A 15,749-nucleotide genomic window follows, 5' to 3' on the forward strand; every position below is an offset into this window, starting at 1 on the left:
TAGTTTAGTTCTTTTTAGAGTAAAGCGCGGTGGGCATTTTTGTGCCAGCGTTCTAAGTCGTTCTCGGAAATATACCAGAAGAGCGGATAAATGAGTTTCTGGTAGGTTACCAAATCCATGGACGCCAGGGATTCGGGCGTTAACTGGCTGGCGACGGAATCGATCCATGGGGCGGGCTCAAGTGCTTTCCATTTTCCATGATTCATGGGGCAGGCATTCTGGCAGTCATCACACCCATAGATCCAGGGCCCCATTTTATTCCACAATTCCTGCGGAATGGGCAACGACTCCTCATAGGTCAGATAGGCAATACAGCGTTTCATATCCACGACATAGGGTTCCGTCAAGGCACACGTACGGCAGGCGTCCAGACAGGCCTTGCAGCCAGTTGGGCAGGGGGCCTCCGGGGGTGAAGGTGCGTCGGGCTCCAGTTCGGTGTCGATAAGCCAGGCCTCGATATTGAGCCATGAGCCGCATCCGTCGGCATAGGCGAACCCATTCCGACCAATTTTCACGAGTCCGGCCCGGACCGCCGCCTCGCGGCAGGGGATGCCGCCGATTTTAACCCGGTTTCCCAGCGCGATGAGCCCCTGCTTCATGCGTTTTGGCAGAGTATTATCCGGACACGCTTTAATGCGGCGATCGCACAGATAATTGCGGCCGATATGGCGGGTAATGGATTCAGGAATATCATATTTGCCGTAGCGGCGGACGGCCACGACAATGGACTTCGCCCAAGGCGCGAAGGTGGCGGGATTGATGCGACGCTCCATGTCATGGTAGAGCGTTGCCGCATCGGGGAAGCGCTCGGCGTTTTCCTTGAGCGCTGTCTGATAGTCATCAAACGGCTGCATCCCTGTGATGCCACAAGCGTGGTATCCAAGTTCAGTGGCAAGCGCCTTGATTTGTGCCTTTATGGTCATGAGTCACTGGGAGAATAGCGGAAGTACTGGATTGTGACAAACATATCGCTTTTTCGAGAGGGCCTATTTATCTTTCGTTTACGAGGTGATCGCCGAATGAATCGTCAATCCAGAGTGATTCGTGAAATGCTGAATTTGGCCGTGAGGGTCAGTGCTGTCGCAATGGCGGCAGGGGTCATGGCGTCGGATAGCCCCGTCGTGACGCCGCGAATGATCGTTGATTTTGAAGATGCCCGGGCGATACGGCTCAGTCCGGACCAAGCTCAGGCCTCCCTAGTCCCCGCCAAGGAGGGCCAGGCATTACAAATAACCACCGAGGCCCAAGCCAACTGGCCCGGGGTGCTGATCGCCCCTCGCCAAGGCGTTTGGGACTTGGCAGGGTACGATGCGGTTGAAATGGATGTCCGGAACCCGGAAGACGTGCCAATCCGTGTTTTGCTCAGTATTAACAATCCGGGTTCGGATGGAGAGAAGTTCTGTAACGTCGCGTCCGTTACGGTTTCGGAACAAGGGAAGGCCGTGCTCGTCGTGCCCTTCGGGATGTGGCATGGCACTGCCGGCCACCCCATGGATCTCACCAAAATCGTCTCGATGCGCGTGCTATTGGATCGCCCCGGCCGTGCTCATCGCTTTGAGGTCGACTCGATTCGTGCGGTTACTGTGGAGCGCATTGATCTGGCGAAAATCATGGCAGATCCATTCTTCCGGCAACTGAAGCCGCTGCCAGGCCGTGGTGTGAATCTCGGAAATGCATTGGAGGCCCCCGCTGATGGAGCTTGGGGGGTGATGCTCAAGGAGTCATACTTTGCGCAGATCAAGGACGCCGGCTTTGATACCGTGCGAATTCCCGTGCGGTGGTCGGCTTTTGCCGACGCCACACCTCCATACCGCATTGATCCAAAATTCTTTGCCAAGGTGGACTGGGCTGTCCATCAAGCACTCAAACAACAGCTTCACACGGTCCTGAACATGCACCACTACGACGAGTTGCTGGATCAGCCGGAGGCACACCGCGCCCGCTTTCTGGCGCTGTGGAAACAAATAGCCGAACACTATAAAAATGAGCCGCCTGAATTGCTGTTTGAATTGCTGAATGAACCTAGAGGTAATTTGCTGGCCGACAAGTGGAACCGGTTGTTAGTCGAGACCTTGGCGGTCGTCAGGCCGTCGAACCCAACCCGGGAGATTGTGATTGGTCCGGTTGGCTGGAATGGCATCAGCGAATTGAAGGACCTGGTTCTGCCAGAGCAGGACCGCCACTTGATTGTCACCTTCCACTACTACAGTCCGTTTGCGTTTACTCATCAGGGGGCGAGTTGGGTTGGTCCTGATGCGAAACAATGGTTGGGAACCCGGTGGACCGGGACGACAGCGGAGAAACAGGCGATTGAACACGATTTCGATGTCGCGATCGCCTGGGCGGTCGAACATCGTCGGCCTTTGTATCTGGGAGAATTTGGCGCCTTCAACAAGGCCCCAATGGAATCGCGGGAAAGATGGACGCGTTTTGTCGCGGCTACTGCGATGAAGCGAAAGATGGGGTACACCTATTGGGAATTTTGTTCCGGGTTTGGTGTATACGATCCCGCCAAGGACTGCTGGATACAGCCGCTAAAAGGGGCTTTGTTGCCACGCGTTCTCAAATAGGTCTGAATTGATCTCAAGCCCTGCTGGAGGGCTTGAGATCAAGATTGTCTATCAGCCGCGTACAATCAACTCAGGTTCTGCCATGAGGCCGCAGGGTACAAGTTGGTATCCGTCAAACCAACTGTCGGGGCCCCGGGTGAACTCACCCGGACCGGTCCATTGCGGCCATTTTTCCTTCAGATGGAACGGGCCATGAGAGTTCCGGCGGTGGCCGATAAGCTGGATCTGCACGTCCGCAAGCCCTTCGGCGAGCCCCGTGACTTCCACCTCGTTCGGCTCCCAGGCGGCAATTCCGGCTTCCTTGCCATTGACCAGTACCCGCACTGCGACGCCCCGGTATTCCTGCACGCGGATGAATAGACGCTGTCCTGGGGCCGCCTTCAGATCGATAGAGCGTCGATAGCTGACGGATCCGGAGTAGAAGGTCAACCCCTGCGGCACCCAGTCACCCAGTTGAAGCTTGGTAGGCAGGGCGGTAATGGCGACGTCTGTTCCATTGACCGCTGTGCCGAAGTTGCCGAGCAGGTAAACGATTTCGAGTCCGGGATGCGTCTCTTCATAGTCGCATTCCAATGTCAGCTCATTCTTTCCCAGTCTTAACAGGGCCGTATCCAACGGCAGCTTGCGCAGGGACAAGTCAACCCACCAACCACTCTCAGCCGTTTGATTCACCGGAACACCATTCAGTGATACACGGAACGTTTGAGGCTGCTCCAGGGCGACGAACAGATCGCCTGATGGCAAAGCCTGGCAGTCGAACGTGTACGTCAAGGAGACTGGAGTCCGCTTCGGGTTCGGTTTGTGGGGCTGCGCCCAAGGCTGAACCATATTCCCGGAACGGTGCTGAATGCCTAACGAACTCCGCACGGCGCGGTCGATCCGCAGGATTTCATCGGCGTTCTGCCAGTCGCCTTTGCCGATTCTGTACCGCGGCCGATCCAGGACCAGATTCGCGCACTCGGAAAGGGTGATATCCCAGGCCTCGCCTCCGAGTTTGTCGGTTCGCAACGTTTTGAGCGTCGGTGTCGACACGGCTGGAATACTGGTTTGCGTAACCTTCGGAATCAAGAACATGCGGCTACCCAAGGCGGGCAGGCTGGTCCGAATTTCGAAGCCGTTTCCGTTGCGGCTGAACTCGGAGGCGGAGGTGGCTCCCGTCTCGGGGTTCAACTCAACAGGCGTTCCGGTGCAACCGGCAAACCCGCGGATGCGTACATCGGCAAAGGCCAACTTGCGGTCGCGGACCAGAGGCTGGTTCATGGAATGTCCGGGTGCGTTGACGAAATCTTCACTGGTATTGCAGACAAACAGGAAGAAGCTGTCACGATCTTCGCGGAGCAGATAGAGGGCAACCCCGATTTCGTTCCCGGCCGCATCCGAAATCGATACGCGGCGACAGGATTTTTCCAGGGGGGCGGCAACTTCCGCACCGGTGGCGGGAACCTGCGGACAGCTTGTGGCCAATTGGGCAACGTCTTCGGACTTCAGGGCATCCACATAACCAGCTGGCGTTCCGGCAAACACTACCGTTCCGCCTGCAGTCTTAAACTTCTTGAGTAAGGCGAGGGTAGAGCGGCGCATGGTTTTGAGCTGGGGCACCAGGACAGCCTTGTAGGTCGCCTTGCCGAGACGCAGGATCGGGGTACCGCCCTGCTTGGCCACTTTGCCGAGGCGGCCAAGATGTTCCTCGTCGCCGAAGTCGAAGTCCAGATGCTGGGCCAGCAGGTTTTCGGTTAATTTCGAATGCAGGGTGTCCATCGCATGGGTTTCGGGATTACCACGCCAGCCGATCTTAACCTGCATCCACATGCTCTCCACGGGATGAACCACGAGTAGGTCCCGTACTTCCTCGCCGCGGGTCATGACGGCGTGGATACGGGCGAAGTAATCTTCCACTTTCGGATAGAGCTGCCACCAGGGGGACTGATAGAAAATGCCCGCCGGGTAGTCCCGCTTCGCCTCGCCTTCCATGGTGTACCAGGCAAGGTGTTGGCAGCGCAGATTAATGCCCATCGCCACCTGCCAGTCGCCCAGGGCTTTGTGTCCGGCGAACGGGAAGTCCCAGCCGGTACAACCGTAGGTCTCGGTCAGCCGCCACTTGGCGCCGAACTGCCGTGCCCCCGAAGTGACCTGTTTGGCGGTGTTGAAAACGCGCCAGTGCTCGGTCAGCAGATCCATACCCGGGGCCTGCATAAACTCGTAGTTCCGGATACAGCTACCGACCATGTTGGTCTGGCTGGAGAGGGTGTCTTCCTCGAGCTGGTGACCGGTGAATTTGAGATTGTTCTTCTGGCACCACTCAAAAATCTGGCGGCCAAAGGCATCCACATACAGATGGGTTACACAGTCGTGATAATTCAGGCGAGCCGGGTGCATCCCTGTTCCGTCCACATCAAAGACCAGTTCCACGAGGTGTGGCACCAGATCATACCCATATCGTTTTTGGAAGGTCTTGAGCAGGGAGCCGGTCCAGGGAAGGCCGCCGGGGTTACCCGTGTTATTGTCGTGGCCGAGTTTATTGCCGTGGTTGGGTTCATCGGTGAACATGCCCGGGATGGTTTTGCCGAATTCCTTTCCGTTGTGTTTTTTGTAGGCCTCGTGCGTGACCTTGATGAAGGCCTTTACGGCCTCGTGGCTGAGGGTGTCAAGATAGGTGAAGCCGTTATACCAGTTGCTGCAGCCCTGCAGTTCGATGACGAACACGATCAGTTTTTCGCCTGCGGCTAATTTCGGGGCGGCCTTCCCTTTTGGTAAACGACGGACTTGGCTGGCCGACGTCCCATCAATCTTCGCGGTAAAGGCGGCGACGGTATCCGAGGTCCACTTCAGGTCCGAGGCTTTCTCGGAAATTTTCGGGACCAGGCTGCGCATGCGATATTTTTGGTCTTTGGTGACCAGGCCCCCTGCGGCACCGGAAGGCCAGCGGTCTTCATCGTAAAGCCAGGCGTCCATGCCTAATTTTTTGGCTTCGTCCACACAGGCATCAATACAGGAGAACCACTCCGGGGAGAGATAGGAGGTGGCAAGGCCGATCCGGGAGTGCATGAAAAAGCCACCCAGGCCCATCTGTTGCATGACCTGGATTTGGCGGCGCAATTCAGCGGGATCGAGTTTGCCGTTCCAGGCCCAGAAGGGGGCACCTCGATATTCGGCACCGGGACTCTTAAAATCATTAAGCAAAGTGTTTTTCATAACTTAACCTTTCATCATGAATGGGCCTGTTGAGCCGCGTGCTTTTCCGGGCAACGCGGAGGGGACTATGTCACAGGGTGGGTTTATCCGCCATGACAGAAACACCAAGCAGTAGCACAAAACCGTCAGGCTTTACTGCTGTTTCTGGCGCGGTAGGCGGCGGGGGAGAGGCCGGTACGTTTTTTGAATTGGCGGGCGAAGTAATTACTGTCGGAAAACCCCGTTTGAAAGGCGATAGTGGTGATTTTGTCGGGAGAGGTGGCCAGCAAGTTGCGGGCGTGGTTGATCCGGATGGTGAGCAGGTAGTCGTGAGGGGAGGTGCCGACTGTCTCATGAAACATTCGTAACAGGGAACTTTCTGAAAGGTGGGCGATGCGGCAGAGTTCGGCGGTGGTGATGGCCCTGTCAAAATGGCGCTCAATATGGCTGAACACCGCGCCAGCATCCATCAGTCGCCTTGAGGGGGCCGATACCATCTCCCCATAGCCTTGCGATAGGATCCCCACGAGTTGCATGAAGAGGGATAGCTGAATGAAGTCATGGCCGGGCTGTACGGACTGCTTATGCTGATACATCCGGGCGAGTAGGGGGGATACCTCCTTGAGTTGTTTGGAGTCGAGTTTGAGGCGGCTTTCGAATGCATGCTCGTGCCGGTAGTGGGGTTCAAGGCGGAAGAGGGCGTGGAATCCCGGAGATTCCGCCAGATCCACCAGCGGGATGCTCAGGCGATCAAAATTGAAGAGAATATTGATCAATGACAGATTGTGGGTGTCGCGGTAGCCGTGGGCCAAGCCGGGATCAATCACGAACACATCGCCGGTTGATACCGGGAATTTCCCCGTTTCCGTGAAATGGTTACCATGACCTCCGGTGATGATTACCAGTTCTGAAAATTCATGGGCATGAAGTTCTATATTGGACTGTTGGCTCAACTTCAGCAGGACGACGACATCCATCCTTTTGGAGAAGTAATCCACTCGGCGCGTAGTAGGGGTTCCATTGGGCATGGCGCCAAGATTCCCCTGAAAGCATCCGGCAAGTCAAGAAAGGAGTCCGGAGGGGCGCATCTCCGATTGGCACCAGGAGGGCTGAAGAGTTGGGTGTAAGACGATGAGTTAATGTGGGGCGGATGTCCCCATCCGCCTCTCTGCTGGCCCCACTGTCAACTAGGCGGATGGGACATCCGCCCCACAACAAGAGCCAAAACAGAGTGATGTTCCCTATGGCGTAGACCTGATAAACATCTGGTCTACATATATGGTGTCCAGGGAGGTGCTGCCTGCCTTTTGATTGGTATCCTGAACCCGGATATAAACCTTCCCCTTCAGAGCGGGCGGAAGGGGGCAGGTTTGTGTGCTGTTGTCGTCCAGTGTTTTGGTAACCGTCAGCATGGAGGTGAAATTCACATTATTTGTTGAATAGGAGAAAGCAAAATGGTCGGTCTCGCGGTTGGCTGAGTGATAGGCCTGCACATTGAATGTCACTGCACTGCCGCCGGTGACAGTGAACGTCCAGACATGACTCAGGTAGGAATACCGTTTTCTGGAGGTTCCGCCTGAAAGCCCTTCTTTGATGGACTCATAAACATTATCAGACGAGAGCAGGGATGACCGGCTGCCTGAGATGGTGCCGACGCTCGGGATTTCGCCGGTAGCGTAATCATCTGTGGGCGGGGTGGAGGGAGGCGGCGGTTGGACTGCCAGCATCTCTGTCCCAATGGTGCTGAGAAGAGGTTGGTTCCCGATGCTGAGTACATCCTGACTGATTTCCCAGAGCATGACCCCAGCCAGGCCTTGGGCTTTGGCATACTGACATTTCAAACGAACGGAAACTGGATCTTCAGTCCCAACGAAGGTCCCGCCGTTTAGCGTGGAAGTGAGAAATGGGACCTGGGATACACTGTCCCAGTTGTAGGTGTAGTTAAGGACAGCGGCATCCTTATAGTAGATGGGATCCCCGCCGCTGGCAGGCTGATACAGTTGTGTGGTTCCGGTAAATACCAAGCCGTAAAAAGGGATGCCCGCAACCAGTTTATTATAGGGGACACCCCGCTGGTCATGGAAATACTGGCGGATGCTTTCATCGGTGGAGCCCGCGGCGAGAGGATCGCGTGGGTCGGAATAAAGCGGGGCATTATGGCCGGAATATCCTGACCAGGAACCATAATAACAGTAGGTCATCACTCCGATCCAATCTAACAGCGGGTGAAGTGTGGTGACATCGTAATATCTTCCGCGCCAATCCGAAGCATCTATGGTCATCGTCAACATCAGGGTTGGCGCCACCTGGTTCCAGTGAGTGCGAATATCCTGAACCAGAAGGTTCAGGTTTTGCCGATCCGTGGTGTTTTCCGGGAATTCCCAATCCAAGTCAGCGCCATCATAGTGATTTGTCAGGCATAACGCCGTGAGGTTGGATACAAACTTAGCACGAGCGGTTGCACTCGCCGCCATGGGCGAAAACCCCAGTGAGTCTGTATAGCCCCCCATTGAAATTAAGACTTTTTTACCAGCCGTATGGGCGCGCTGTGTGAGATCCGGCACAGGTGTAAGGAATCCCGACGGATATGAAATACTGCCATCGGCATTTGGCCAGGCAAAGGCATGAATGATGTGGGTCAGATTCTGCATCGGAATCGCTGAGGGGGGATAGCGGTTAACGGTCCATTCAGCATAATAACCGGCTACGACCTGACTGTTAACCGTCAGCGCCGTTACGCTCAGAAACAACGCGCCCATGATCATTTTTTTCATAATTGCGAAATGCTTTGATAGGCGAAGAATTGTTTGTGTTTTGATAGACAAATCCTGATTAATTGAGTTTAACCCGATTTGCATGCCTGATTTCATTGATCCGTGCCCCCTGGCGATGATGCTCTGAATCTGTGTTTTGTTTAGCATGCAATGATCAATAGCAGTTCGCGTGCCGACTTGCGTACATGGTCTTTCGCCGATCTTGACATCACTGGGCAGTACTGGCAGGTTTCATTCATGAATTCCGTACTATATATTCTGTTGGGACTGGCAATTGGCGGTTTGTTTGGTGGACTGATTGGCTGGTTGTTTGGCCAGCGCCGTGCTTCTGCCTCTCCGCCCGATAGCCGTATTGAGAATGAGCTTCGACAGCAAATCGCTCAACGCGAATCTGAATTGTCGCAAATTCGCGCAGGGCTTACGCAATCGCAGACCGCCCGCGCTTCTGCTGAAGCCAACTATGCCGCTGCGGAAAACCTGATTGCTGAGCAACGGCAGCGTCATGACCAGGCCTTAAAAGAGGCGCGTCTGGCGCAGGACAAGGCCATTGCCGATTTGCGTGAAGCGTTTAAGGCCTTGAGTGCTGATGCGCTGAAGCAGACTCAGCCTGAGTTTTTGCGGCTCGCTAACGAAACGCTCGCCAAGTTCCAGGAATCCGCCAAAGGCGATCTGGCCCAGCGCCAGCAGTCCATTGCCACGCTCGTCAAACCGCTGGAAGAACAGCTGAAGAACTATCAGCAACGCCTGCAGCAAAGCGAGGCTTCGCAATCCACCACGCTCGGGGAAGTGAAGAAGCATCTTGAAACGCTAGCCCTGCAAAGTCAGTCCCTTTCGAACGAAACCCTGCAACTCCGGCGCGTGCTCAGCTCGAATCAGGCGCGTGGGCGTTGGGGTGAGGAGACGTTGCGCCGTGTGGTTGAAGCCGCCGGCATGAGTGCCCATTGCGATTTTGTTGAACAGGCACAGTCTGGTGATAGCAAGCCGGACCTTATCGTCCGGCTGCCGGGCGAACGTATGATCATTGTGGATGCCAAGGTGCCGGATCTTGATTTTCTGGATGCGATGGAAGCGGCCGATCCCGTGAAGCGGGCCGAGGCGCTCTCTATTCATGCAGCGAAATTGAAAGGTACCATCAAGGCCCTTGCGGATCGTGATTATCCGCATCAGTTTCCGGCCGCGCTGGATTATGTCGTGCTTTTTCTCCCTGCGGAATCCTTGTTCAGTGCCGCACTTGAAGGGGATCGCGATCTGATTGTTTGGGCTGCCGGCAAACAAATTATGCTGGCCACGCCGGCTTCGCTCATCGCCTTGCTCCGTTCCGTGAGTGTGAGCTGGCAGCAATATGCCCAGACCGAGAATGCCCAGGCGATTGCTGAGGCGGCGCAGGAGCTTTTCTCACGGGTAACCAAGTTTACCGAACATTTCGAGCGCATCCGGTATGGCTTGGACAAGGCCAATAATGCCTTTAATGATGCCGTCGGCAGTTATGAGCGCATGGTCCGGCCCAGTGGCGAGAAGCTCCTGAAACTGGGTGGGGGAATAACCGGCAAAGTCCTTGCCGATGTGCCGCTCCTGAATGCCTCCCTGCGCCTGCCGCCTTCGACGTCATCGCCCGCGTGATCGTGTTACGACGTCAAAACAGAAGGTTCTGATTTCGCGCTGCGCTTTTTGCGGAAGAAATCCTGAAGCATGGTGCGACACGGGCTTTCCAGAATACCCTGAATTACCACGGGTCGATGGTTCAGTTGAGGATGATTGAGGATATTGAAGACGGAAACCGCCCCGCCCCGCAGCGGATCTGCAACGCCGAACACGACCATCGGAATGCGAGCCAGGACAATTGCCCCTGCGCACATCGGGCAGGGTTCCTTGGTCACATAGAGGACGGTATCGGTAAGGCGCCAGTCGCCGACGGCGGAGGCCGCCTGGGTAATGGCGATCATTTCCGCATGTGCCGTCGGGTCTTTTAGCAGTTCTGTCTGGTTGTGAGCTCGCCCGATGATGGCACCAGCCTTAACGATAATGGCGCCCACCGGAACCTCATCACTATCGGCCGAAAGTTGCGCTTCCCGCAGCGCTAACTGCATGTAATGCTCATGGGTCGGTTCAAACATCAGGCTTCCGTCATCTCGTCATAAAACTTCACGATATCGGAGCTATCGCCCTTTTCCATAAATTCCATGGCTTCGCGGGGATGCCGATTTAGGATACCGCTGATCATATAAGGGATACTGAAGCCCCAGAAGAAATCCTTCCGGAGGGGCTCAATATCCTCCTGAATACATTTCAGCAGCGGACGCATTCGGTATTTCGGGTTATGAAGGAACCCAAGCAACAGTTCCATCTGGCAATTGCCAGCACCGCGCCCGAGGCCTGCCAGGCTGGCGTCCAGATAATTCGCACCGCAGATAATGGCTTCGATGGTATTGGCGTAAGCCAGATTACAGTTGTTGTGAGTGTGAATCCCAACTTCCTTGCCGCCCACTTTGGCGAACTTATGGAACTTGTGCATTAATGCGCTGATTTGTTCGCTGTAAAGGGTGCCGAAACTATCCACCAGATACATGATATCAACTTCCGACAGGCTGAGGACTTCCAGAGCCCCGTCGAGTTCGGATTCCGGAACCGTGGAGATGGCCATCAGGTTGATACAGGTTTCATAGCCCTTGTCATGGGCATCCTTGATCATTTCCAGTGCGGTGGGAATCTGGTGGATATAGGAGGCGACGCGGATCATATCAATGGCGCTTTTTTCGCGCGGGAGGATGTCGGTGTGGTAATCCGTACGTTCGGCATCCGCCATGACGGAGATTTTGGTGCCGCCCGTTTTTTCGCCGACAACCTGGCGGAGGATATCCTCGTCGCAGAATTTCCAGAGCCCGTGTTCCGTCTGGGAGAAGATTTTTTTGGAGCCCTTGTAGCCTACTTCCATGTAGTCAATACCGGCATCACAGGCTGTTTGATAAACGGATTTGACGAGGCTGATATCGAACTTGTGATTGTTCATCAAGCCGCCGTCGCGGATGGTAACATCCATAACCTTGATTTCAGGACGGTACGAGATCCATCCCTTGGTGCCGCTCATCTGTTCAGTGTTTGCCATAAATTATATCCTGTTCTTGTTAACCAAGCCACCCTAGGCCGTCCGAAGGGCGGTATTCAGGCTGTTTTTAGGTCATTTGTCAATGCGGGAAAATATTAAGCCTATTCATCTGCAGGGGCATCGCGCTGGTGATCGTCTCTGCATCCGGCTTGCCAGCACTTATCATGGTCTCCAATTTCGTGAGAATGGCGACAATCTCACCTATACTGCATTCTTAATATGTAAAATATTTAACCAGCATCCCTGTAAAAAACGGTTCCGTTTTGGGGATAAGGTGTTAAAATCGTTGCTCTTTGTGTTTTCTGTAACATAACAACGGTATTGATTTCTCAGGTGTGATAATGAGTGCAGCACAGGCGAAATTACTTGTAACTAGTTGGAGTACAATTCGTTACGAATTGCTTAATACCCGCATTTGTGATCTATCGCTATCGGTCAAGGGGTCTCCGCTTGAAGCCATGATCCAGCAGGTAACTCGTGAACTTCAGGCTAAAGGACTCAATTTCATCCCTGAATTTTATCTGACAGACAGCTGGGGTTGTCCAGATGAGGTTCCTGCGGTAGGGGTGCCTTTTTATCTGGCAGACCGGCGTTTGGCACGAATTGAAGAAGAACAGACAGGGGAAATTGAAGATGCCCGTACCACCATGATGTATTTGCGTCATGAGATTGGGCACGCTCTGAACTATGCCTATCGTTTGTGGGAATGGCCGGGCTGGACCGACATTTTTGGAAAATTTTCCAAACCATATCGCGATGTATTTCTGCCAGATCCTTCCAGTCGTGATTTCGTCCGGCATCTGGTTCATAGCCAGTATGGGCGAAACTATGCCCAGAAGCATCCAGATGAGGATTTTGCGGAGACGTTTGCCATCTGGTTGACCCCCCGTTCAGGTTGGCAACGCAAATACCGGTTTTGGCCGGCGATGCGGAAGTTAATGTTTGTCTCGAAATTGATGAAAAGTCTGAAACGGCAAGCTACGCCGGTGGTGGCTTCGGGGCCGTTGCTGAATCCCGTGACGGAAATGAATATGCTCCTGGCTGAGCATTACGGACAGCGGGCCGAGCGTTATCGTGAGGCTGCCCAGGGCTATGTGGATGACAAACTGCGGCAGGTTTTTCCCAAGGTGCGTGCGGAGTCTCAAAGTACGGCTTGTTCTTTTATCCGGCAGCATCGGAATCGCCTGGCCTCAAGTATCAGTATCTGGTCAGGATTGGATTCCGAGGAAGTTACGACGATTATTGAGAAGCTGGCGGATCGTTCCAAGTTCCTGAACTTACGGATGCCCCGGCGTAAAGGAACCGAAAAACTGGTTGAGATTACCTCGCTGGCCACTTCATTGGCCAAGGATTTCGCCTATACCGGGCGGTTTACGGGGTAGTTACATCATCGGTACGCCCACGTCGAACGAGGGGCCTTCCATGGCCGTTTTGACGATCTGCTGGAGCAGGTGCGGATAGTCGATTCCCGCTTTCTCCGCCGAGCGGGCGAGTGCCACGCTCTCATCCAGAGACGGATTGCAGTTGACCTCAAGGACGCGGGGTTGACCAACTTCGTCGAGGCGGATGTCCACACGCCCATAGCCCCAGCCGCCGACCGCACGAAAGGCGCGGAGCGCAATCGCACTGATCTCTCGCGCCAGGTAGGGTTCCACCTCTGCCGGACAGATGACGGATGTTTTCTGGTACTCCACGCTGTCTTCCATCCATTTGGCGGCATAGGACATGATCTGGGGAATTTCCGCGGGGAGTCGGGTGTAGTCCACTTCGGCCAGGGGGAGAACTGTCAATTTGCGCCCCCCCAGAATGCCGACATTGAACTCACGGCCGGGGAGAAAATGCTGGGCCAGGGCAGGCTGATGGTAGTGCTTAAGAATTTCGCGCACTTTAACTTTCAGGGCTGACTTGGTGGATACCACGGAATCGCGGGAGAGCCCGATGCCGGCATGTTCGCGGCTGGGCTGCACAATGATCGGGAAATTCCATTTGACGCGGTCCACGTCGCCGATGCGCTCGATAATTTCGGTTTTGGGCGGCATGGGAATTCCCGCACCCTGGAGCAAACTGGCGGACATGTATTTGTAGCGACTCAGCCCCAGCGCGAGGGCGGGGGAGCCGGTGATCGGGAATCCCATCATCTGGACGAGAGCGGCCACGCGCATTTCGTACAAGGCGCCATGAACGACGTCGTCATACTGATTAAATACAACATCAGGACGGAGGCGTCGCAGTTTGCGCTGGAATGCAAGCAGGTCGTTGGCGAGGGGGACAATCGTGACCTTGTATCCGACTTTGCGAAGCACATGGGCCATACGGCGGATCATCTTGCGTAAGTCATCTGTACTTCCCGTATCTTCTGGGACCTCAGGGGAAGCGGATGCTCCTGCGTTATACACCAGGGCCACATGGTAACGTGTCGAATGCTTCATCTGCTTCATAATAATCTCCAGTTCAATCGTCGTGCTTTTAGCAATCTAAAGGATGATGAGGGATAAAGCAACAGACAGATTTTACGGGTCAGGCTGGCGCGGTGGCATGGGGCGATAAGGTATGGAGTTCTACGCCCGGATGCTCTTTGAGAAAGTATTCAACGGCCCATTTATCAGGGAAGAGAATGACATACTGGCCGCGGATATCCGTGGCGATTTTGACGCCGGTGCCTAAATAGATTTTGTCCAGGGCTTCGCGGGTGATACTGGGAGAAAACCAGCGAATTTGATTGAACGGCGCCGGTTCCATCCGGGGGTCGGCCCCATATTCGGCCTGGAGGCGGTAGGCGACAACCTCAAATTGAAGCTGGCCGACTGCGCCCAGTAGCGGGGCCGTCTGAAAGTCATTGACCAGTTCAAAGGACTGAATGACCCCTTCCTGTAACAATTGGTCGAGCCCCTCTCGTAATTGCTTCTGTTTGGAGGCACCTGAGTTACGGATGAAGGAAAAGGCTTCAGGCGGGAACCGGGGGATTTCGTCATAGCGAATAGCCGGATTGCTTGTCAGGGTGTCACCAATGCGAAATGCTTTATGGGTGACCAGACCGACGATGTCGCCCGGATAGGCGATTTCCAGAGATTCCCGATCCTGGCCGAATAATTTCTGGGGGTAGGAGAGTCGGACGGGTTTTCCACTTTCGGGGTCATTGACCACCATGTCCTTCACAAATTTCCCGGAGCAAACTCGGACAAAGGTAAGCCGATCGCGATGTCGGGGGTTCATATTGGCCTGAACCTTGAATACGAATCCTGAGAAGTCAGGGTGATCTGGTGCAATGGGGCCGCTACTTGAAATGCGCGGCTGAGGAGGCGCACCGTGTTGCACAAAATAGTCGAGGAGGAGTTTCACTCCGAAATTAGTCATACCGCTTCCAAAGAAAACCGGAGTGATTTCACCACGAAGCACCTGTTGTTCATCAAAACTTTCACCCGCGGCGCTAAGCATCTCCAGCTCTTCGAGCCAAGGATCACGAATATGAGGAGGAATCTGGTCCAGAAGGACACGATCATGGATACCTGAAACCTGTTCAGGTGCGCGATGGGCATTATGAGCGGTCCGTTCAAATAGATGCAGTTTCTTCGTCAACCGGTCATAAACACCTTTGAATTCCACGCCACTGCCAAGGGGCCAGGTTACCGGGAACGCGCCGATACCGAGGACTTTCTCCAATTCGTCCACGAGGGCGAGGGGATCTTGTGCCGGACGATCCATTTTATTCATGAACGTGAAAATGGGAATCCCGCGCAGACGGCAAATTTCGAAGAGTTTACGCGTGCGTTCCTCGATACCTTTGGCGGCGTCAATGACCATGATGACGCTGTCAACGGCGGTGAGCACGCGGTAGGTATCTTCGCTGAAATCCTTATGGCCTGGGGTGTCAAGCAGGTTGATGACGCACCCTTCATAGTCAAACTGAAGCAGAGTTGAGGAAATTGAAATGCCGCGTTCTTTTTCCAATTCCATCCAGTCGGAACTGGTGTTTTTGCGATCCCGACGTGAGCGGACCGAGCCCGCCAACTGGATGGCGCCCCCATACAGCAGGAGCTTTTCAGTCAGGGTCGTTTTGCCGGCATCCGGATGAGAGATGATGGCAAACGTTCGGCGTCGTGCAATTTCAGCAAGCATGGAAGGATCAGACAT

At 54.6% G+C, this 15,749-nt stretch carries 11 protein-coding genes; 3 read left to right on the top strand and 8 right to left on the bottom strand.

The window, feature by feature from the left end:
- Positions 1 to 14 precede the first annotated feature (14 nt).
- On the bottom strand, positions 15 to 923 hold the full coding sequence (locus tag WCI03_03765) for a 4Fe-4S double cluster binding domain-containing protein (GenBank protein MEI8138966.1): 909 nt from the start codon (positions 921 to 923) through the stop codon (positions 15 to 17).
- 96 nt (positions 924 to 1,019) lie between these two features.
- On the opposite strand from WCI03_03765, the gene WCI03_03770 reads away from it, so the two are divergent.
- Positions 1,020 to 2,570, top strand: coding sequence for a cellulase family glycosylhydrolase (locus tag WCI03_03770; GenBank protein ID MEI8138967.1), 1,551 nt, complete (start codon positions 1,020 to 1,022; stop codon positions 2,568 to 2,570).
- A gap of 51 nt (positions 2,571 to 2,621) precedes the next feature.
- On the opposite strand, the gene WCI03_03775 is transcribed toward WCI03_03770, so the two are convergent.
- From WCI03_03775 to WCI03_03785, 3 genes are all read right to left on the bottom strand, one after another.
- A complete protein-coding gene (locus tag WCI03_03775; protein ID MEI8138968.1) occupies positions 2,622 to 5,762 on the bottom strand; it encodes a glycosyl hydrolase in 3,141 nt (1,046 codons plus the stop codon).
- Between the two features lie 125 nt (positions 5,763 to 5,887).
- Positions 5,888 to 6,769, bottom strand: a complete 882-nt coding sequence (locus tag WCI03_03780; GenBank protein ID MEI8138969.1) for a helix-turn-helix domain-containing protein — start codon at positions 6,767 to 6,769, stop codon at positions 5,888 to 5,890.
- A 213-nt stretch (positions 6,770 to 6,982) separates the two neighbouring features.
- Positions 6,983 to 8,515: a glycoside hydrolase family 18 protein gene (locus tag WCI03_03785; protein ID MEI8138970.1), complete on the bottom strand. Its 1,533-nt coding sequence runs from the start codon at positions 8,513 to 8,515 to the stop codon at positions 6,983 to 6,985.
- Positions 8,516 to 8,752: 237 nt separating this feature from the next.
- Here WCI03_03785 and rmuC point away from each other — a divergent pair, with 237 nt between their 5' ends.
- Positions 8,753 to 10,135 carry a DNA recombination protein RmuC gene (rmuC, locus tag WCI03_03790; GenBank protein ID MEI8138971.1) on the top strand — a complete coding sequence of 461 codons (1,383 nt, stop codon included), beginning with the start codon at positions 8,753 to 8,755 and terminating at the stop codon, positions 10,133 to 10,135.
- Positions 10,136 to 10,140: 5 nt separating this feature from the next.
- On the opposite strand, the gene tadA is transcribed toward rmuC, so the two are convergent.
- Positions 10,141 to 10,629, bottom strand: coding sequence for a tRNA adenosine(34) deaminase TadA (tadA, locus tag WCI03_03795; GenBank protein MEI8138972.1), 489 nt, complete (start codon positions 10,627 to 10,629; stop codon positions 10,141 to 10,143).
- Positions 10,629 to 11,618 (bottom strand): aldolase catalytic domain-containing protein, encoded by a 990-nt coding sequence (locus tag WCI03_03800; protein MEI8138973.1) that lies wholly within the window; start codon positions 11,616 to 11,618, stop codon positions 10,629 to 10,631. The genes tadA and WCI03_03800 overlap by 1 nt, the downstream gene beginning before the upstream one ends.
- A 341-nt stretch (positions 11,619 to 11,959) precedes the next feature.
- Between WCI03_03800 and WCI03_03805 the strand changes: the two genes are divergently transcribed.
- Positions 11,960 to 13,000 carry a putative zinc-binding metallopeptidase gene (locus tag WCI03_03805; protein ID MEI8138974.1) on the top strand — a complete coding sequence of 347 codons (1,041 nt, stop codon included), beginning with the start codon at positions 11,960 to 11,962 and terminating at the stop codon, positions 12,998 to 13,000.
- Here the strand turns inward: WCI03_03805 and WCI03_03810 are convergent, their stop codons facing one another.
- Together WCI03_03810 and WCI03_03815 are read right to left on the bottom strand one after the other, a co-directional pair.
- On the bottom strand, positions 13,001 to 14,056 hold the full coding sequence (locus WCI03_03810; GenBank protein MEI8138975.1) for a hypothetical protein: 1,056 nt from the start codon (positions 14,054 to 14,056) through the stop codon (positions 13,001 to 13,003).
- 79 nt (positions 14,057 to 14,135) lie between these two features.
- A complete protein-coding gene (locus WCI03_03815) occupies positions 14,136 to 15,749 on the bottom strand; it encodes a peptide chain release factor 3 (GenBank protein MEI8138976.1) in 1,614 nt (537 codons plus the stop codon).

The sequence above is a fragment of the bacterium genome, assembly GCA_037143175.1.
Classification (GTDB): domain Bacteria; phylum Verrucomicrobiota; class Kiritimatiellia; order CAIKKV01; family CAITUY01; genus JAABPW01.